Annotated in this window: 11 protein-coding genes and 2 pseudogenes; 8 read left to right on the top strand and 5 right to left on the bottom strand. The window is 42.8% G+C overall.

Features of this window, described 5'->3' with window-relative positions:
* The first annotated feature begins 365 nt into the window (after window positions 1-365).
* The 3 genes from PluTT01m_RS12615 to PluTT01m_RS12605 all read left to right on the top strand — a co-directional run bounded on the left by PluTT01m_RS12615 (window position 366) and on the right by PluTT01m_RS12605 (window position 7,278).
* Window positions 366-971: a hypothetical protein gene (locus tag PluTT01m_RS12615; protein ID WP_011146671.1), complete on the top strand. Its 606-nt coding sequence runs from the start codon at window positions 366-368 to the stop codon at window positions 969-971.
* A gap of 377 nt (window positions 972-1,348) precedes the next feature.
* Window positions 1,349-1,876, top strand: coding sequence for an AidA/PixA family protein (locus PluTT01m_RS12610; RefSeq protein WP_109791590.1), 528 nt, complete (start codon window positions 1,349-1,351; stop codon window positions 1,874-1,876).
* Between the two features lie 110 nt (window positions 1,877-1,986).
* Complete coding sequence (locus tag PluTT01m_RS12605; RefSeq protein ID WP_041380092.1) at window positions 1,987-7,278, top strand: RHS repeat-associated core domain-containing protein; 5,292 nt, start codon at window positions 1,987-1,989, stop codon at window positions 7,276-7,278.
* A 537-nt stretch (window positions 7,279-7,815) separates the two neighbouring features.
* On the opposite strand, the pseudogene PluTT01m_RS12590 reads toward PluTT01m_RS12605, so the two are convergent.
* Window positions 7,816-8,151 (bottom strand): annotated as a pseudogene (locus tag PluTT01m_RS12590) (ISKra4 family transposase); the annotation flags it as partial.
* A gap of 1,095 nt (window positions 8,152-9,246) precedes the next feature.
* Between PluTT01m_RS12590 and sohB the strand changes: the two are divergent.
* Window positions 9,247-10,293, top strand: coding sequence for a protease SohB (sohB, locus tag PluTT01m_RS12580; RefSeq protein ID WP_011146666.1), 1,047 nt, complete (start codon window positions 9,247-9,249; stop codon window positions 10,291-10,293).
* Between the two features lie 290 nt (window positions 10,294-10,583).
* Here the strand turns inward: sohB and PluTT01m_RS12575 are convergent, their stop codons facing one another.
* Entirely contained in the window at window positions 10,584-10,763 is a 180-nt protein-coding gene (locus tag PluTT01m_RS12575) for a hypothetical protein (RefSeq protein ID WP_011146665.1), read from the bottom strand.
* A gap of 58 nt (window positions 10,764-10,821) precedes the next feature.
* Here PluTT01m_RS12575 and PluTT01m_RS12570 point away from each other — a divergent pair, with 58 nt between their 5' ends.
* On the top strand, window positions 10,822-11,652 hold the full coding sequence (locus PluTT01m_RS12570) for an alpha/beta fold hydrolase (protein ID WP_011146664.1): 831 nt from the start codon (window positions 10,822-10,824) through the stop codon (window positions 11,650-11,652).
* 210 nt (window positions 11,653-11,862) lie between these two features.
* On the opposite strand, the pseudogene PluTT01m_RS12565 reads toward PluTT01m_RS12570, so the two are convergent.
* Window positions 11,863-12,062: pseudogene (locus PluTT01m_RS12565) on the bottom strand (DUF2498 family protein); the annotation flags it as partial.
* 351 nt (window positions 12,063-12,413) lie between these two features.
* Between PluTT01m_RS12565 and topA the strand changes: the two are divergent.
* Window positions 12,414-15,014, top strand: a complete 2,601-nt coding sequence (topA, locus tag PluTT01m_RS12560; RefSeq protein WP_011146662.1) for a type I DNA topoisomerase — start codon at window positions 12,414-12,416, stop codon at window positions 15,012-15,014.
* A gap of 304 nt (window positions 15,015-15,318) precedes the next feature.
* On the top strand, window positions 15,319-16,293 hold the full coding sequence (gene cysB, locus PluTT01m_RS12555) for an HTH-type transcriptional regulator CysB (protein WP_011146661.1): 975 nt from the start codon (window positions 15,319-15,321) through the stop codon (window positions 16,291-16,293).
* Window positions 16,294-16,468: 175 nt separating this feature from the next.
* On the opposite strand, the gene PluTT01m_RS12550 is transcribed toward cysB, so the two are convergent.
* Entirely contained in the window at window positions 16,469-17,296 is an 828-nt protein-coding gene (locus tag PluTT01m_RS12550; RefSeq protein ID WP_011146660.1) for a hypothetical protein, read from the bottom strand.
* Window positions 17,297-17,548: 252 nt separating this feature from the next.
* On the opposite strand from PluTT01m_RS12550, the gene acnA reads away from it, so the two are divergent.
* Window positions 17,549-20,224 carry an aconitate hydratase AcnA gene (acnA, locus tag PluTT01m_RS12545; RefSeq protein WP_011146659.1) on the top strand — a complete coding sequence of 892 codons (2,676 nt, stop codon included), beginning with the start codon at window positions 17,549-17,551 and terminating at the stop codon, window positions 20,222-20,224.
* 149 nt (window positions 20,225-20,373) lie between these two features.
* On the opposite strand, the gene ribA is transcribed toward acnA, so the two are convergent.
* The gene (gene ribA / locus PluTT01m_RS12540) at window positions 20,374-20,970 is read right to left on the bottom strand and encodes a GTP cyclohydrolase II (protein WP_041380089.1); all 597 of its coding nucleotides are present in this window, start codon (window positions 20,968-20,970) and stop codon (window positions 20,374-20,376) included.
* Window positions 20,971-21,001 lie beyond the last annotated feature (31 nt).

Here is a 21,001-nt window from a genome sequence, read left to right as displayed (position 1 = left end):
TAGATACAAATCCCAGCAAATTTATTTTATGTTTATTCCTTGCCAACCGGAAATCTAGGATCTATGGTTAGGATAATGATTAATTTAATACGCAATTTTACCGGTACCACGGATGAACGAAAATAACGCCATGACGTATTTGAATGAAACGCGGGATAAACGGTTCAACGGGGTCACTCTGGCGTTTGAAAGCGTGACAAAACAGTGGCGCGATCAAGTTTTCGCATAAGTAACCACTGGGATACTGCGGCTGGATTAAGATTACACGTACCCATCAGTTCTATTTTTCGGGGGTAACCCGGCAGTTCAGGAACGAGGCCGATAGCTTCCAACTAATGTAATGCCATCTATAACAGGAGCACAGCATGGACAAGCAGTTTAAAGAGGTCATCGATAAATTAATTCAGGCGGAAACCGACGGATTAAGAAACCTGGCCTTGATTGACGTGGAGTACCCGCGGCAGCTAGCACATTATGTCGCGACGGCCTTTTTTGACGTTTATCACGATAAGCAGAAACTCTCGGCAGAACGGGCCAAGGTGATTGAGCACGTCACCGTGGCCGTCAGAGCGGGGCAGCACGATCATGCCTGGCATGCCCAGAAAGCGCTCACCGCCTGGGCAGAAACATTTTATCACCGCCACCACGACCATCTTCACCGTGACGACACGCTGGATACGTGGGACCGCGAGGCTGAGACGCTCACCCTTCAACTCCGGGAGCATGCAGCAGATCAATTGGCTGGTCTGGCCCTCACCCTGAAAGAGTTGGGGGAGCGATATCCCGGAGACAGTGCATGGATACTCGCACGCTATAAAGCCCTGGCGGGAACGTTCGTGCTCATGCACTACAAAATTAAAGAATTGTTACCCTTGCTGGGGGCCAGCCTCCCTAACCACAAATTCGATCCCAATTTTGATGCCATCGGATGGAGCCTATTTGATGATATCCGCCGTCAGCTGCTTCCCTGAGCCGTGACGACTGGACGCCCGGCAATATATCGTAATCAACCCGAATTCGTCCTGGTGAGGAAGGCCACGGCCGGACATCACCCGGATGAGAAATGCCATCCCACAATGAGGACACCACCATGACTGTAAATATTTTCTTTTTCCTGGATCTTAAGGGCATTATAGACAGCGAAACAACTTGCCGAGAACCTGTCGTGCCGTATTAATGACAACTTCCAGGTTATGAATCCTGCATCTTCAAGTTAAGCGGGTATAGGATAAACAGATGAGTAACGATAACCACCTGACACATTTTAATAAGATGCGACATGTGGGTGCAGAATATCGTCATGGCATGACACCGATAATTAATATTATTCAACAATGAGGAAATAACCATGAGCACTATTGATATATTCTTATTATTAGATGTTGATAAAATAAAAAAAGAGAGAAAATACAGTAAAAAGAAAAATGAACCAGCTTCCTTAGATAAAGATCATATACACATATTGTTAAGGAATGATGATACTTTTATTGAAGGAAATAAAGAAACCCTGACTTTTAGTAAAAGTAAGGGAGAAATTTTAAACTGGGTTACAATATCATTGGCCGGCCCTGAATCACACTATTCGGTGGTCATGTGTGGGTTTCAAAAACACGGGCCTAAAGAGCCTATGAAAAATGTTTATGCTCATAGATACGACAATAAAAGACCGACGCTCAACAAAAGCACTTCTGACTCTAGTTCTGACAAAGAAATCTGCCCTGCGGAATTTACCCCAACTTTAATACCGGAATACCAATGGGTCTCGACACTACATGAGACGGAAAATACGGATTATATAATTATGTTTGCCTTATATGATAAAGAGCAACTTATGTCGTACTATAAGTTTTCTCTGTTCATCACAACCACCGACTAGGTTTACGGTGTCGGGTCATCGCGTGTGGTGACCCGGAATAACCTAACGCTCAAGCCGCGCGACTTTCTCTCATCATGATTTTCATATTATTACCACGGCGGAGGTCCTCAATGGAATTATTACATCACTCTCAGGCCACGAATTTTACCGGAGCCATGATGGGCGGAGTCGATCCGCGCACTGGCCTGTTTACTCCCCAGATCCCGATTACCCAGCTAGGTGGCAACGATCTTTGGGGTCCCGACCTGGCCATCACCCTGACGTACAATCCCTTAACTTATCTCAACACAGGGTACGGGCTGGGCTTTTCCGACAATTTCACCCGTTATGATACTCAAACTCAAGTGTTAACCCTGGCGACCGGCGAGATCTATCATCGAGTGGAAAAGGCAAACGAAGTCGTCGACGGGCAGGCATGGACCTTTCACCATGCCAAACCCGCACACTTCAAGGTTAAAAAAGAGAAAGACGCTTTCTGGGTACTGTATAAAACGGGTAGCCGGGAAAAGTTAACCCAGCTAGATAGGGCAAACCCAGTGGCCGTGGTCAGTGAAATCTATGCGCCTTCAGGCCACAAACTGTGCGTAAAATGGAATAGTTTTGTCAACCACAACTACAACTACTGGCAATTGATGGAAGTCTGTGACGCCATGGAGACCTTGCTAAAAGCAGACTTAGCGACAACGGAAAAGATTGAGTTTACTGTATGGCCAGGGTCACCTGAAAGCTACACCGTGACGCTGAACATGACTAATGATCTGCTTCAAACCGTCATCAGCGCATCAGAGTTAACTTGGCACCTGGAATATGAAACAGAGGGGGCACATAAGAACATTCTGACCAAAGTTACCACACCGTCCGGATTAATCGAAAAGGTGGTGTATCATGAAACGGGCCACACACTGCCCACCCCTAAGTGCATTCAGTACTACCCTAATGCTTGGGGGCCCGGCATTATTCGGCAAGATCCTAAGTCCTCTACGACTGCTACAGTTGAACATTTCCCTTATGTTACCCAACATCATATCATCGCGGGCAGCGGCTCCCCCGATCAGGTCATTCGCTATGTATTTTCACCGGAGAATTTCCTAGGACAGAAGAATAAGAACATGAAAGACCCGATCCCCCTTCCCCAGCAAGACAATGCCTATCTGGCTAACAGTGAGTATAAATATACATCAACAGAGGTGCGAGAGTACAACGAAAAGCGCTATTGCATCCACAGAGAATACAATAAATTTCATCTGCTGGTATCCGAAACGGAAACGGTCGAAGTAACACCCTCAAGACCTCAAAAGTTAAAAGAAACAATTATAAAATATTATGCAGATGTGGGTAAGTCATTTGATGATAATAAGCAACCCCCTCAATTCCTGATGCCAAACACAGTTGAGACGATATGGCACAATCCTGAGTCATCGGCATCTACAACACAACGCAGAAAAGAAACAACCCAATGGGAATATAACGCACAGTGTAATTTAATCTCAATGACTTTACCAGATAATACCACGACAAAAACTACCTATTATGCGCCCGATGGAGAGGAGACAACAGATACTCATTGCCCTGCCGAGCCAAACGGTTTTGAGAGGTTTATAAAAGAAATAGCAGTGGAAGCCCCGTCGCCACTAACGAAAACTAAAATAACCATACTAAGAAAGGTAACATATAACTATAAATCGTATGATACATATTCCCCCCCAAAAAACAACCAAGCCTCGGTTGTCAAATCAATGGTCTTGCCGCTATCAGAAACTCATTATAGTCGCAGGGATTGTTGCGCCGACCATCTCGAAAAAGTAAAAATTAATACCGTTTCCTTTTATGAAAATACTCAAAACGCATTTTTAAACGGCAGGGTGGAACAAAGAAACAGCTACCTGTTTGAAAACGGTAACCAGACCCGTAGTTATACAGAAGATTATAGCTGGAGCAATGAGAATAAGAATGGAGCATCTTGTATTAAGTGTAAAACAACAGGCTCAGGGAAATGCGGTACCCCCCCGGTATCCCACGAACAATACTGGAGCAGGTCCACCGGTCGCCTGATTTTCCAAAAAGATGCTCAGGACAACAATACGGTATTTCAATACGATACCATCGGCCATCTCATCTCAAGCACCATTAATGCGGACACTGCCTACGAAAAGACCGTGAAATACGCTTGGTCCTATTCAAATAAAAGGGTTACGGTGACGCAGACGGATATCCATGAGAACCGGTATATCACCGAGATGGACGGCCTGGGTCGTCCCCTGAAGAAAAGTTATTCCCCCGCAGGATACCAGGGTAAACAGTTTGATATGGAAAGATACCAATACAATCCGCTGGGACAATTATGCCAGGCCATTTCCTGCGATCACATGCTTTTTGAAAATAAGTCCGAGAAAAAATGTAGCAGCATGACGGTATCACTAGAATACGATGATTGGGGGCATAACAGTCGCCTGCGGTACAGTGATGGCACGTCAGTAAAAAATACGTTTGATCCGATAAAGATGACCAGTGAGCATCAGCGGGTGTCGAACGATGAAAGCCAATCTTCCGGTATCATCCGCACGACATACAACCAGTTTGGCCAGATAACAGCGACGGAGCGATTGACAACAAGCAGGATTCAACAAGGGTGTTGGCACTATTTAAGAGACGAACTGGGGCGACTGGTTTCCATCAACGCAAACGGGAATACCACATTATTAGCGTACGACGCATTTGATCGTGTGATTAAACAGACGTTCGCCGATGGCACGACAATCAGTATGGCATACGAAAATGGGGTGTCAGTCAGAATGTCCGCCACCCCGCTGGGAATCAATCAAACACCAGTAATCCTCGGAACACAGATCCTTGATGGTTTGGGACGGGTCATTGATATGGAGAGTGGCGGTCGTAAAATAAAGCTAGATTATGAGGGCGCTTCTCCGGTTCCTGATACAGTCACTTATGTTAAGGGACCAACCTCTGGTGATAAAGATATCGTCCTTCATTATGAATACGAGCCAAAATTGAATAATGCCGTCACCAAAATCACCGCAGGACAGGACGATGTGGACCAAACCTTTAAGTATGATCCCAAAACGGGTTTGTTGACAGAAGCCATTGAAGAATACAAAAATAAAAACGATGAAATGATTAGCTCCAAGCTCATTTTTGACTATACACTGTCGGGACAATTAGCCAGCGAGAAGCTGGTTAGTTATAACAAAAATAATAGAGCGTATATGCATTTTAAAACATGCTATTCCTTTTCTTTTGCCAATAGACCAACCGCGATAAAATCAACAATTAATGGTCCACGATATATCATAAATAAATACTCCTATGATAATCAGGGCAGGCTGGAAACGGTACGCAATAATGACATAGAGATCAATCTTAAGTACGATAAACTGAGTCGCCATGTTTGTCAGTCAACAGAGTACCTATTTGATACTATCAATAACAAAATCACGACATCTCTGACATTAGATGATTTTGGTCGGGAAACAAAACGGACTATAAGAAGACATAATGGTTTAAAAAATAATAAAGGAATAACGGATATTCACATAAGTCAGACATTCAATGAACAGGACAAAATTACAAACAAAGAACTATTGCACGGTACAAAACAAATCAGTAAGGAAGTCTATACATACCACAAACGGGGCGGACTGGAAACGTATACCTTGATGGAGCTGGTGGGAGAAAGAGAGATAACGCAATGCTCTGATTATAAATATGATCACCTTGGAAATATAACACAACACTCCATAACCACGGAGGGCAAGACCATCACTTCGACCTATACATACGGAAATGGCAATATCCAAGATCCCTGTCAGTTAATAGACGTCAGCACCTGTACCGGTAACAATTCAAGTTCTTCCTTGCGGTTTACATATAACCAAAGGGGGGCGTTAGTGTGCGAAAATGACGAAAATAACACGAAGATCCGCACATGGACTTATGACAGCCTTGGGCGTATCGACACTACGGTTGATGCCCTTCATAAGGTTGAAACCCGCTATTTATTTGATGCTACGAATAGACTCATTATCAAAAGATCTGAAAAAAATGGTACACCTTATCATCATGATTTGAGTTATTGTTCAAATAGCTTGGTACACGATAATTATTTCTATGGTGAAAAAAGAGACAATGCAGCAGACCGCAAATACAATAAAGTAGGTGGGATTTGTTTAGGGTTTTCACAAACCCCCTGCCATCAAACCCCAACCTCCGTTGCTAGTCGCTATACAGAAACTGCCACGGACGGCAAGGGCAGCGTCATCGCGACGTTTCAGGGCGAAGACGTACAGCATATTGCCTATTCGCCTTGGGGGGTGACAACCGAGCAGGCAATGGTTACGGCTGGTCAACAGCCGCCGCACAACACGGCGATCGAAGAGCCTCGATTTAACGGTGAACAGTGGGATACCGCCAGCGCCAGTTACTTGCTGGGCAACGGCTACCGGGCCTACCGCCCCGACCTCATGCGGTTTACCGCCCCAGATAGCTGGAGTCCCTTTGGGGCCGGGGGAATCAATGCCTACGCCTATTGCGGGGGCGATCCGGTTAATCTGAATGACCCAAGTGGACATATTAGCGGGTGGGGATGGGCAAATATTATTACTGGTGGGATTGGTCTCTTGTTGGCTCCGTTCACATATGGAGGATCATTAGAATTAGGGCTGGGAGTTAATGCAGCACGGGGGTTAACTGCATTAGACGCAGCTAGTGGTGTAACTGCAATTGCTTCAGGAGCGTTGGAAAATAAAAATCCAGAAACATCGAGAAGACTAGGATGGATGTCGCTAGGATTGGGACTACCTAGTATGGTGATAGGGGGTTATTCTTTAGCACAATGGGTTAATGTTAGGTTAACAAACAGTTTTAGGACACCTTATCATTATCCCACAAGTTTAGGAGAAGTAAATCTGTCTAGAAAGAGTTCTGATTGGGTAAACGCACGTAGAAGTTTAAACTCTGGCGAAAATTGGCACTCAGAGGTCGGTCTCAATGGCAGAACTATTTGGGGGTCTGATACGAAGATACGAGGATTGGATATAAAATATCCTTTAGAACAAATATCAAGAAGACCGAGTAATGGTGATATAGTTCTTTTGTCGGGTAGCCATGGTGTGCAAAATGGAGATAATTGGCTCATCAATGGATCACGTAGAGGTAGTTTACTTCATTTTCCATTCTTTAAATCGGATATGACGGTGTATGGAGGATCGTGGAAGGGACGAACGGTTCATGTAAGAAATCTTGCGACAATGAGTGAAATTGATTTTGGTACTTTATTAAATAATGGAAATAGTCATATTATTTTGGGGTACTGTTATGGACGAAATGACCAAGCATTAAGATATCATAGAAATTTACTGTCGGTTACGAGTTATATACACAATTAACTTGTAACGCGATTTTAGCAGAGTTGCAGCAAGGCATGCGATTCAGAAGCCGGGGACTTCCACCTAAGTTGAGTGATGCGGAAGGAGACCATAAAAATCTATGGTCGCCCTCGTTTTTGCAACACTCATTTTGATGTATGGTTGGCTTGCTTAAATCTATCCGGCGTCACTATAGGCAAGGATGCCTGCGCCCCAATGAGTTCCATTGAACGTAAAGTGTATCGCAATAACCATCAGGCATATCACAAATACTAATCCATGCAGGATGCTTTTTACACCAATTTTCAGCATGTAGAGATGCTTGTGAAACTGAATATCTTTCGGTAGTCATAATCATTCCTCTTTATTATTCATAGTTTTTTCAATGCAGGAACATTGCTACGCTTTATTAATTCACCGAACTCTAAATTCTTTTTATTTATTACTCTAAACATATCCATAGCTTTCATTATATTCTTCTCTTCAGTTTTTTTGCTATAGAATGACATAAATCTATCAATAAAAATTTTGCTGAGAGCATAAAAAACCGTGGGACATTTATGCAGCAATCTTTTCTGTCCAAGAATGCTCCGTTTCGTCACCTAATTTTATGCCCGGGTACCAATGCTCAAATTGGGTTTTCAAATCATCATTCAGTACGGCTGTACGGGTCTGGATTAAATAATGCGCACTTTGCTGACTCCATTGCATCTGCTGCTTTTTCACCATCCGTTTAGCAATCACTTCATTGATCGTCGATTCAACAAATGAAGTGGAAATGGGTTCACCATAGCAGTACATTTCACCGTAATTCGGGATCATCATGCTGTTATTTTCGATATAGGTGTACATCTCATCGACATGTTTTGACAAGGATTTCTTATTATCATAATGCGAGATGTCCTCAGAGAGCATAAAAATGTGTGGGGCACTTGAGTTGTTTGGCTGTAAAATAGATAATTCAACCGGATTATGACCTATGAATACTTATACCGTTAAGTGGCTCTCCTCCAGTCAACCCTCTGGTTTGGCGACGCTTTAGGCTGCCAGGTGAAACTTCTTTAACTGTTTGGCCGCATAAGTGCCCCACAGATTTTTATGGTCTCCATACTAGGTCTATACAGACCATTAGCCACTCAACAGAAGTTATTGACTCCTTCAAAGATAAGAGCACAGATAAATTTTTTTGCGTTCTTCGTCTTGTCTTAGTGAAAGGCGGGATGCTAACAGGCAATTGTTTATTGTAACTCTTAAAGATGATAACAAGAGTGATGATTTCTATACCCGTTATCCTTCAAGTTGCCTCTTTGTTGGCTGCACTCGCTCACCTCGGTCACATAGTTACCTATGCTCCCGGGGATTCACTCCCTTGCCGTCGCGATGCATCTTGAAATCCATAGGGTATATATTGTGCCATTTGCTGAATGGGTTGTCAGAAGGGAAAGAGTGAAATACCTTGTTTCTCCTGAAAATCAATATCCAGAATTTGGCGATAATATTAGCTTCATTATGAAACACATTGAGTCTGTTGTTAAAATTTTCATTGATAATTACAAAATAACGACTACCCATTAAATTATTATATAATAGGGATAGCGATCTAACTGTATTGTAAGGGCAGCATAATGATGGGGACTGTTTGGCCCTTATTCTTTACTCACAGCGATAGCAGTTTACTTTTCCATTGTTCAATAATTTCTCTCTTTTCTTTCAGATAGTGGTAGCGATCAGGCAGTTATAACAGTCAGAATGCTTGGTTGAAACGCCGGGTTTTTGTGATTCTGCAATCTAATTGCTCATTTTTGAACTAGTCCCCCATTTCTCCATCTTAATGGTGTAGAATTAGCTACTGAGACCGATATACTGGACGTTTTTATTTGTACATATTCGTATTTATTGAATACGAATTAATTATAATATATTGTTTTTAAGTGAAAAAAATCAAATACATTTATTTGGTAAATGTTTAAGAAACAAAAGGTGGATTTTGTGGAATACTTATCTCTTTACGGGTTGTTTTTAGCCAAAGTAGTTACGCTGGTGTTGGCGATTATTGCTCTGGCAATATTGGGTATCGGCATAGGAATGCGGAAATCTTCGCTAAAAGGAGAATTGAAACTCGTCGATCTCGGTGAGTCATATCGGGATAAACAGCGTCAAATGCAGCGGGCGCGCATGACAGAAGCGGAAGGGAAAATCTGGCAGAAAGAGTTTAATAAGCAACAAAAGCTCGAATCCAAGCAGAAGAAGAGTGACGCTAAGACAGGTCATAAAGGGTTACAGAAACCTTGTCTTTATGTACTGGATTTTAAAGGGAGTATGGATGCACACGAAGTCGATTCATTACGTGAAGAGATTAGCGCGATTCTGGCCGTGGCAGATGCAAAAGATGAAGTGTTGTTACGTCTGGAAAGTCCAGGTGGCATGGTGCATGGCTATGGATTGGCGGCCTCTCAGCTTGCCCGTTTGCGTCAGAAAGGTATTCGCTTGACTATCGTCGTAGATAAAGTTGCTGCCAGTGGGGGCTATATGATGGCTTGTGTTGCTGATCGTGTAGTTGCTGCACCTTTTGCCATTATTGGTTCTATTGGCGTGGTCGCTCAGATTCCGAACATTCATAAGCTATTGAAGAAAAATGATATTGATGTGGAACTCCATACGGCTGGTGAATATAAACGTACACTGACTGTGTTGGGAGAAAATACAGAGCAGGGCCGGAAAAAGTTTCAGGAAGATCTGAATCAGACTCACGAACTATTCAAATCGTTTATTCATACACATCGCCCATCACTTGACGTGGAAAGTGTGGCGACGGGCGAATATTGGTACGGCTCACAGGCGAAAGAGAAGGGATTGATTGACGAAATTGGTGTCAGCGATGATCTGTTGATTGCTCAAATAGATAACTGTGAAGTTATTGGTGTCAGTTATACACGCCGTAAACGCATGGTAGAGCGTTTCACCGGCAATGCAATGGAAAGTATTGATAAACTGTTATTGCGCTGGTGGCAAAGAGGGGAGAAGCCTCTGCTTTAATTAAATCCGCTATTTTGGATCAATTATCTTGGCGTATACCCTATTGATTTCAAGATGCTTCGCGGCGGCAAGGGAGCGAATCCCCGGGAGCATAGATAACTATGTGACCGGGGTGAGGGAGTGCAGCCAACAAAGAGGCAACTTGAAAGATGACGGGTATATCCTAAGGCGTTCTATTTCGACGCTCAGGGACGCCTCGATATATTGCTTAATTGTGATGTGCTAATTGAACAGAGCAACGCTTATTCTCATGATGTTATTCCACTGAAAAACCTGCTATTTTGGCCCTGTTAAAATATTACAGGTGTTACATAATTTGCTTTACATCCCTCTTCCTGCTTGTGATGAGCCGCAGGCTTTTCTACACCAATAGTTGATACTCTGGCTTTGCGTTTATCTGTTCTGCTTAGCTGATCTTCAAACAAATCCAAGTCACTTTTGCACAGCGCTATTGGCGTTTTTAAACGCATTATGCAAATCCTCGAAGAACGGCAACTTACAATAATATTCATAAGGAAATAAAGTATTATGGCTATTTCACAATACGATATTCATACCAGTCATGCTGTTATCTCTGTTGCTGATACGGGAGGTGATGGGTTACCGGTCCTCCTTATACACGGTAATTCAAGTTGTAAAGAAGTTTTTCGCCATCAAATTAACTGTTTTGGTGACGAATATCGGATTTTAGCTATTGATTTACCCGGACACGGTGCTTCATCAAATGCAGTGGATCCTCGCCGGACCTATTCGATATCTGGCTATGCCCTTTGCATCATCGAAGTACTGGAAAAATTAGCCATCGATAAAGTTGCTGTTTTCGGATGGTCACTGGGGGGACATATCGGTTTAGAGCTGATCCCAAGATTCCCAGGGATTGTTGGGCTAATGATTTGTGGCACGCCGCCGGTTAGCCCAGGTGCAGAAAATGTCAGCCTTGGATTTAAACCAAGCCGGTTTATGGCAATATCGGGTAAGGCTTCGCTGACAGAAGAGGAGATTACGGATTATACCTTGGCGTTGTATGGTGAAAACGCGCTTTGTGAGCCATTTTTGAGAGCCGCAGTGGCGCGGACCGATGGTTTGGCCCGGCAATATATGTCTGAAGCATCGGTTTCACCAGACGTTATGGACCAACGGTTATTGGTTGAAACAAACCCAACACCACTGGCTATCGTCAATGGTGTAGAAGATTTATTCGTTAATATTGATTATATTAACGGGATAACCTACAAAAATCTCTGGACTGGTCAGGTGTATAACTTGCTCAACTTGGGACATGGGCCATTCTGGGAAGCGCCAGAGCTGTTTAACCGTTTGATGGCGGGTTTTTTCTCTGATCTCACCTTAGAAGTGTAATTAATACTTGTAGTTATACCGGCAGATATATTTTTATACCCGTCATCTTTCAAGTTGCCTCTTTGTTGGCTGCGCTCGCTCACCCCGGTCACATAGTTATCTATGCTCCCGGGGATTCACTCCCTTGCCGTCGCGATGCATCTTGAAATCTATGAAGGTATATATTGTTTTCATATATCTGCCTATTCGTTGCTCAATAAATTTTTGTTATTAATTTTCGAGATAATATTGTTTCGGTAGGATAGGCGTCAGGTGTTTGAACATATTGAAAATAGCCGTACTTTTTACTGTGGGTAAATCATTTTCCCTTAGAGAAAATTCACCATTAATACTAATACATCTCCTTTTTGTTCTACGCTACTTATATACATGCCATGAATAAAACTTTCACGTTGGCGGATAATATCACTAGCTCTTTTTAGTCATTGTTCACCTTTAATCAGTGTTGTTCTGTTTCTACTATTTCTATCCTTAATCAAAAATAATTTGTTGCGCATCATTTTTTATCAGGTAGAGTGTGAACTTTTCATCATGCAGATGGAAGATTTTGTTTACGGTGATCACTTCATTCATTTGCGTAGATCATGGGCGGTATCTAAAATACCTTAGATAATTCAATATGTTTCGAGTTTGGCGGAATCAACTGAATAAAAATAAGTTGATATATTGAGAATCTATCGCAATATAAAAAGAGGTTTTAAATACCGTGATATGGCGCAGTGAATTCCACCATCTGAAAAGATAATTAGGTAAAGATAACTATGGGTAAAGCTCTTGTAATAGTGGAGTCCCCGGCAAAGGCCAAAACAATCAACAAGTATTTGGGAAGTGACTACGTGGTGAAATCCAGCGTTGGTCATATCCGTGATTTGCCGACCAGTGGCTCAGCCAGCCAAAAGAGTTCGAGCTCATCTACCGATAAGTCTAAGAAGAAGGTTAAAAAAGATGAGAAAGCTGTATTAGTCAACCGCATGGGGGTTGATCCATACCGTGGTTGGGAAGCGAATTATCAGATTTTGCCGGGCAAAGAGAAGGTCGTGGCAGAGCTGAAATCACTGGCTGAAAAAGTTGATCATGTTTATCTCGCAACGGATCTTGACCGCGAGGGAGAAGCCATTGCATGGCACTTGCGGGAAGTGATTGGTGGTGATGGCGATCGTTTTAGCCGGGTTGTTTTTAATGAAATCACTAAAAATGCCATCAAACAGGCATTTGATAATCCGGGTGAATTAAATATTCACCGGATAAATGCTCAACAAGCTCGCCGTTTTATGGATCGAGTTGTGGGGTATATGGTTTCTCCGCTACTGTGGAAAAAGGTTGCCAGAGGGCTCTCTGCCGGCCGTGTGCAATCAGTGGCGGTACGCCTTGTGGTAGAAAGAGAGCGTGAAATTAAAGCGTTTGTACCGGTAGAATATTGGCAATTACATGCTGATTTGCTGGCGAAAGGCGAAATCTCGCTGCATATGGAAGTGACCCATCAGCAGGGTAAACCATTTAAGCCGGTTAATAGTGAACAAACTCAAGCCGCCGTCTCTTTACTGGAAAAAGCCCGTTACAAAGTGCTTGATCGTGAAGATCGCCCAACATCCAGTAAACCGAGTGCGCCGTTTATCACATCTACATTGCAACAGGCAGCCAGCACGCGTTTAGGGTTTGGTGTTAAAAAGACCATGATGATGGCTCAGCGTTTGTATGAGGCTGGATATATTACTTATATGCGTACTGATTCAACTAACTTGAGTCAGGATGCGCTGGATATGGTTCGTGATTATATCAGTGATAATTTTGGCGATAAATACCTGCCAGAAGCAGCCAATACTTACAGCAGCAAAGAGAATTCACAGGAAGCGCATGAAGCGATTCGTCCTTCCAGTGTTGATATCGTGGCAGAGCAACTGAAAGATATGGATGTGGATGCACAGAAGCTGTATCAGCTAATCTGGCGTCAGTTTGTGGCTTGTCAGATGACACCGGCGAAATACGATTCCACAACATTGACGGTACAGGCGGGTGATTTTGAGTTGCGGGCCAAAGGTCGTACATTGCGTTTTGATGGCTGGACAAAAGTGATGCCTGTGTTGCGCAAAGGTGATGAAGACCACACGTTGCCGGTTGTTGAAATTGGTACAGAACTTGATTTGCAACAACTGATCCCAAGCCAGCACTTCACCAAACCACCGGCACGTTACAGTGAGGCATCCTTGGTTAAGGAGCTGGAGAAACGCAGTATTGGTCGCCCATCCACTTATGCTTCCATTATCTCCACGATTCAGGAGCGTGGTTATGTTCGCGTAGAGAGCCGCCGTTTCTACTCGGAGAAAATGGGAGAGATTGTTACTGATCGTCTGGAAGAAAATTTCAACGAGCTGATGAGTTATGATTTTACTGCGCGAATGGAAGATCAGCTTGATCAGGTTGCAAGTAACAAAGTCGAATGGAAAGGGGTTCTGGATGAGTTTTTCACGGATTTTAGTGAACAGCTAGACGTCGCCAATAAAGAGCCGGAAGAGGGCGGCATGCGGCCTAATCCGATGGTTATTACCTCTATTGAGTGCCCGACATGTCAGCGCTCTATGGGCATTCGAACGGCAACCACCGGCGTTTTCTTGGGTTGTTCTGGTTATGCGTTATCACCTAAAGAGCGTTGTAAGCAGACGATAAACCTTATTCCTGAAAATGAAATTCTTAATGTCTTGGAAGGGGATGAGGCGGAAACAAATGCATTGCGCGCCCGTCGTCGCTGTAAAAAATGTGGTACAGCGATGGACAGTTACCTTATTGATAGCCAACGTAAGTTACATGTTTGTGGTAATAACCCGGCTTGTGATAGCTACGAAGTGGAAGAGGGCGAATTTCGCATTAAGGGATATGACGGCCCAGTTATCGAATGTGATAAATGTGGCGCTGAAATGCACCTGAAAATGGGGCGTTTCGGTAAATACATGGGCTGCACCAATGAAACTTGTAAAAATACCCGCAAAATCTTGCGTAGTGGGGAAGTCGCGCCGCCAAAAGAGGATCCGGTTCCGCTACCAGAGCTTCCTTGTGAAAAATCTGATGCCTATTTTGTATTGCGTGATGGTGCAGCCGGTGTATTTTTAGCAGCAAACACTTTCCCTAAATCAAGAGAAACCAGAGCGCCGTTGGTAGAAGAGTTAGCTCGTTTTAAAGAGCGTTTGCCGGAGAAATTACGCTATCTGGCTGATGCGCCTGTGGTGGATGCTGAAGGTAATAAAACAGTTATTCGTTTTAGCCGTAAGACTAAACAGCAATATGCTTCTTCAGAGAAAAATGGCAAAGCAACGGGGTGGAGTGTGTTTTATGTTGATGGAAAATGGGTTGAGAAAGACAAAAAGTAACAATTTCTGACAGAATCAACACTCTCTTTTTCTCAGAAAAGGGATTATTTTCTTCTATTAAGCCAACCTTATAGGTTGGCTTTTTTCGCCTATTGGCATTATCTTAAAATATATGAATTAGAATCCGGTTAAACATTCATTATGAATTTTTAATTATTCGTTATATAAATATGTAATCGTGTTATAGTGGTTATATGCGACAACAATATTATTTCTATTCGTTATAATAAATAGCAAACAGCAATATCAGTCCAGGTTTCTAAGCCATAATTGTTCACAGCGTTTATTTTGGGATGGTGTTTATATGAAATTGCAACAGCTTCGTTACATCGTGGAGGTGGTAAACCACAACCTTAATGTTTCATCTACGGCAGAAGGACTGTATACATCTCAACCCGGGATCAGTAAGCAGGTTAGAATGCTTGAAGATGAATTAGGCATTCAGATTTTTTCCCGTAGTGGTAAACACCTGACGCATGTTACTCCCGCAGGTGAAGAGGTTGTCCGAATTTCTCGTGAAGTATTATCTAAGGTTGATGCAATACGGTCAGTTGCTAGTGAACATACTTATCCGAATCGTGGTTCGCTATATATTGCTACTACCCACACACAGGCCCGTTATGCATTACCTCCTGTGATTAAAGGTTTTATTGAACGTTATCCGCAGGTCTCTTTACACATGCATCAGGGGTCGCCAACGCAAATTGCTGAAGCTGTGAGTAAAGGTAGTGCTGATTTTGCTATTGCAACTGAGGCACTGCATTTATATGAAGATTTGATAATGTTGCCTTGTTACCATTGGAACAGGACGCTGGTGGTGACGTCGGATCACCCGCTGGCAGGTAAAGAGAGTGTTTCAATTGAAGAATTGGCTGAATATCAACTGGTCACTTATACGTTTGGCTTTACCGGTCGTTCTGAGTTAGATGTCGCATTCGATAAAGTGGGCTTAAAGCCTAAAATTGTTTTCACTGCGACGGATGCTGATGTTATTAAAACTTATGTCCGGTTAGGATTAGGTGTAGGGGTTATTGCCAACATGGCGGTTGATCCGGTGCAGGATAACGACCTGGTTTGCATTGATATGCGTGATAAATTTAGCTACAGCACAACTAAGATTGGTTTTCGTCGCAGTAGTTTCTTGCGCAGCTACATGTATGATTTTATGTGGCGTTTTGCGCCTCACCTGACGCGTGATGTTATTGATCAGGCAGTTGCTTTACGCTCAAATGAAGATATCGAAGTCATGTTCAAAGATATCAAATTACCAATCGTATAATGAAATATACCCAATGGATTTCAAGATGGATCGCGACGGCAAGGGAGTGAATCCCCGGGAGCATAGGTAACTCTGTGACCGGGGTGAGCGAGTGCCGCCAACAAAGAGGCAACTTGAAAGATAACGGATATAATTAGGGAGCTAATGATTGCCATTGGCTCCCTAATTTTGCTTATCAGATGGGGTCAAATTCACCACTGAAGAAATCATCAGACTCTTCTATTGATGTTTTTCTTTGTTTGTTGATGAAATTATCAAAACTGGCTTTAATCTCAGGATTTTCGAGCGCCTCATAGTCTAAAACCGATATTAAGGATGAATACTCAAAATCAATATTGATATTTTCATTAGAAGCACAGCTTGATAAAAAGTTTGAATTAGTGCTATCAAAGTTAACTCGATAGAGTTTTAGTTTTGGAATATATACGGTCTTCTCTCCTACAATCAAGGTATCGATAGCAATCGTTAGTGTCACAGTAGAATAGAAGCCTTTATTTTTCCGAATACCTAAACGAATCGTTTCCCCTTGCTTGGTCAGAAACTTAGCGAAATCTGGCAGCATATCTGTATTTTCGAATACAACCACATTCATAATGAAATTAAGGAAACTTTTTGAAATGCTTAAACCATTTAATGAATCGGTGTAATTTTTAGATTCAACTTTGCTAGTACCCATTAGAGGTAGTTTGTTAACGACTTTAGTCCAAAAGTCCATATCTGTTTTATATTGCTCTCCATACTTTTCCGCGTATTTATTGACATAATTGGTTGCGATGGAGGAGAGTGCAATTAATGTTTGACTTAAGCTATTAGTTTTGTCTATAACTTCTGGTTTATCAGATAATTGTTTGGCTATAATGAACTGAACTAAACCATCTTTTTCATTGTATTTATTGGTATTTTCTATACTAAAATAAGCATCGTCGATGTGAAAGAACGTATTAGCTTCATTGATTTTTGCGATATGTTTCTGATTATTCGTAATTGTGTTTTTTATATCCATTATTTTGTCCTTGTTTTTTTATTGATAATTTGAATCCAATTGAATTGTTAGCGAGTTAATTCTAGCTGATTATCATTCGATTGTTTACCCGGCTAAATTATCAAAATTTATTACTGAAATTCTGATAGATACACTGAATTGACGCATTGTGCGGTGATGAGAAAAAAATATTTGCTTATATGTTATGTTTAATTTGTGCCATTATCATTAAGGTGGTTTTGAGTTATGCCAGTATAAGAAGAAGGAGGAGTTATGTCGTTTGATTTAAAAAAAGTTTGTGTTTCAACACTTTCCGCTGCAAGTAAACAATATGATTATTACAGCTTACCACTGGTTGCTAAACATTTGGGTGATATTTCCCGTTTGCCCAAATCACTGAAAGTTCTTCTGGAAAATCTTCTTCGCAATATCGATGGCAATTCTGTTGTTGTTGATGATTTGAAAGCAATTGTTGATTGGCAAAATACTGGTCATGCAGACAGAGAAATTGCTTACCGGCCAGCACGTGTATTAATGCAGGATTTCACCGGGGTGCCTGCCGTTGTTGATTTAGCGGCCATGAGAGAAGCGGTTCAGCGCCTTGGTGGTAATGTTGAACAAGTTAATCCACTATCACCCGTTGATTTGGTTATTGACCATTCAGTTATGGTGGATAAATTTGGCACGGAAAAAGCCTTTGAACAAAATGTTCAATTAGAAATGGAACGTAATTACGAGCGTTATCTCTTTCTGCGTTGGGGGCAAAAAGCTTTTAACCGTTTTCGTGTTGTCCCGCCCGGAACCGGGATTTGCCATCAGGTAAACCTGGAATACCTGGGTAAAACGGTTTGGCATGAAATGCATAACGGACGAGAGTTGGCTTATCCTGATACCTTGGTTGGTACCGATTCTCATACCACCATGATCAATGGTCTCGGTGTTCTAGGATGGGGTGTGGGCGGTATTGAAGCTGAAGCGGCCATGTTAGGACAACCTGTTTCCATGCTTATTCCTGATGTGGTGGGTTTTAAACTTACCGGTAAATTACGCGAAGGAATTACTGCAACAGACCTTGTATTGACAGTGACTCAGATGCTGCGTGCCCATGGTGTGGTCGGGAAATTTGTTGAATTTTATGGAGATGGGTTAGCTGATTTGCCGCTGGCAGACAGGGCAACCATTGCCAATATGTCACCGGAATATGGTGCAACTTGCGGTTTCTTCCCGGCAGATGGTATTACCCTGAGCTATATGCGATTGACAGGGCGTACAGAACAGCAGATTGAGCTGGTAGAAGCTTATTGTAAGATCCAAGGATTATGGCGAAATCCCGGTGATGAACCGGTATTTACCAGTAGTCTTGAACTGGACATGTCGACGGTGGAAGCGAGCCTCGCTGGACCGAAACGTCCACAAGACAGGGTGGCTTTAGCGCGAGTACCTCAAGTATTTCAATCATCCGTTGATCTAGAAATGAATAAATCCCAGGGGAAAGCCATCTCAGCGCCAGTTAATCTGGATAACCAGAAGTATGAGTTAGAAGAGGGGGCTGTTGTCATTGCTGCAATTACTTCTTGTACCAACACATCTAATCCCAGCGTACTAATGGCTGCGGGGTTGTTGGCGAAAAAAGCGGTTGAGAAGGGGCTTAAACGCCAACCGTGGGTGAAAACCTCACTGGCGCCCGGCTCGAAAGTGGTGACAGATTACCTTGAATTGGCGGGCTTGATGCCTTATCTGGAGGAACTGGGCTTCAATCTGGTGGGTTACGGTTGCACAACTTGCATTGGTAACTCTGGGCCATTACCTGAATCTATTGAAACGGCGATTAAGCAAGCTGATCTTACCGTCGGTGCCGTCCTTTCTGGCAACCGAAACTTTGAAGGCCGTATCCATCCTCTGATAAAAACTAACTGGCTAGCGTCGCCGCCGTTAGTTGTGGCATATGCTTTATCCGGCAACATGAAAAAGGATTTGACTAAAGATCCTCTTGGTCAGGATCAACAAGGCAATGATGTCTATTTGAAGGATATATGGCCTGATAGCAAAGAAATTGCTAAAGCTGTTGAGCAAATTAAGGCGGATATGTTTCACAAAGAGTATGCGGAAGTCTTTGATGGTGATGAAACATGGCAATCGCTGGATGTTGCGAGTTCTGCAACTTATCACTTCCAGCTTGATTCTACTTATATTCGCCACCCGCCATTCTTTAGTGAGATGACCGCAGAACCAGAAGCGATAACGGATATTCACGGCGCGAATATATTGGCTATTCTTGGGGATTCTGTCACCACAGACCATATTTCTCCGGCGGGGAATATCAAAGCTGACAGTCCGGCAGGGCGTTATCTTCAAGAACATGGCGTTGAACCTAAAGATTTTAACTCCTACGGTTCAAGGCGCGGTAATCATGAAGTCATGATGCGTGGAACGTTTGCCAATATCCGTATCCGTAATGAGATGATTGCTGGTGTGGAAGGAGGATATACCCGCCATATTCCGTCACAGACACAATTAGCGATTTATGATGCGGCTATGCGTTATCAGGAAGAAAAAACCCCATTGGCTATCATTGCGGGCAAAGAATATGGTTCCGGTTCGAGCCGCGACTGGGCAGCGAAGGGGACTCGGTTATTGGGCGTTAGAGTGGTGATTGCGGAATCATTTGAGCGTATTCACCGTTCGAACCTGATTGGTATGGGCGTATTACCATTGGAATTTCCTCAAGGCGTAAATCGTAAGACATTAAATCTGCAAGGTGATGAGACAATTGATATTGAAGGGATGAATAACCTCAAGCCGGGACAAATTGTACCGGTGAAAATGACTTATTCGGATGGGCATCAGGAGATCATTAATGCTCAGTGTCGTATTGATACCAAAACTGAATTAGATTATTTCCACCACGGTGGTATCTTGCACTATGTTATTCGTCACATGTTGAAATAATTTTTATCCCCGTTATCTTTCAAGTTGTCTCTTTGTTGGCTGCACTCCCTTGCCGTCGCGATGCAGCTTGAAATCCATAGGGTATACATCATACTAAAGACGGCGCTGATTTATTTGAGCGCCGTCTTTTCAGCTAGCTTACTGAAAAACTAATTTTGCTCAGATAACAAATGACCCATTTTTCTGGCTTTAGTATCCAAATAATAAGCATTCTTAGGATTTCGGCCGGTAATTAATGGAACACGTTCTACGATATTAATCCCTGCTTCGGTCATAATTTCCACTTTTTTGGGATTATTTGTCAGCAGACGAATAGCTTGAATACCGAGTAATTTATACATATCTGCACATAAGGTGAAATCACGCTCATCGGCGGCAAAACCTAACTGATGGTTAGCTTCTACAGTATCGATACCGTTATCCTGTAACGCGTAAGCACGAATTTTGTTGATTAAGCCAATATTACGACCTTCTTGCCGATGGTAAAGTAATACACCTCGCCCTTCTTTAGCAATTTGAGCAAGGGCGGCTTCAAGTTGAAAACCGCAATCACAACGCAGACTAAACAGGGCGTCACCGGTCAGACATTCTGAATGGATCCTGGAAAGCACAGGTTCATTGCCAGAAATAGTACCGTATACTAATGCGACATGATCTTGACCTGTGGCGATTTCTTCAAAGCCGACCATTAAAAAATCACCCCAAGGAGTGGGTAACTTGGCCTCAGCGACTCGTTTTAATTGCATTTTATTGTTCATATGTTGATTCAGACTCGTT

The organism is Photorhabdus laumondii subsp. laumondii, assembly GCF_003343245.1.
Classification (GTDB): Bacteria; Pseudomonadota; Gammaproteobacteria; order Enterobacterales; family Enterobacteriaceae; genus Photorhabdus; species Photorhabdus laumondii.
This window is presented reverse-complemented; position numbering and strand designations above follow the sequence as displayed.

Excerpts from the sequence above, each read along its gene's own strand:
- PluTT01m_RS12615 (WP_011146671.1), top strand. The coding sequence starts at position 366 with ATGGACAAGCAGTTTAAAGAGGTCATCGATAAATTAATTCAGGCGGAA.
- PluTT01m_RS12610 (WP_109791590.1), top strand. The coding sequence starts at position 1,349 with ATGAGCACTATTGATATATTCTTATTATTAGATGTTGATAAAATAAAA.
- PluTT01m_RS12605 (WP_041380092.1), top strand. The coding sequence starts at position 1,987 with ATGGAATTATTACATCACTCTCAGGCCACGAATTTTACCGGAGCCATG.
- PluTT01m_RS12575 (WP_011146665.1), bottom strand. The coding sequence starts at position 10,763 with ATGCGTTTAAAAACGCCAATAGCGCTGTGCAAAAGTGACTTGGATTTG.
- PluTT01m_RS12570 (WP_011146664.1), top strand. The coding sequence starts at position 10,822 with ATGGCTATTTCACAATACGATATTCATACCAGTCATGCTGTTATCTCT.
- topA (WP_011146662.1), top strand. The coding sequence starts at position 12,414 with ATGGGTAAAGCTCTTGTAATAGTGGAGTCCCCGGCAAAGGCCAAAACA.
- cysB (WP_011146661.1), top strand. The coding sequence starts at position 15,319 with ATGAAATTGCAACAGCTTCGTTACATCGTGGAGGTGGTAAACCACAAC.
- PluTT01m_RS12550 (WP_011146660.1), bottom strand. The coding sequence starts at position 17,296 with ATGGATATAAAAAACACAATTACGAATAATCAGAAACATATCGCAAAA.
- acnA (WP_011146659.1), top strand. The coding sequence starts at position 17,549 with ATGTCGTTTGATTTAAAAAAAGTTTGTGTTTCAACACTTTCCGCTGCA.
- ribA (WP_041380089.1), bottom strand. The coding sequence starts at position 20,970 with ATGCAATTAAAACGAGTCGCTGAGGCCAAGTTACCCACTCCTTGGGGT.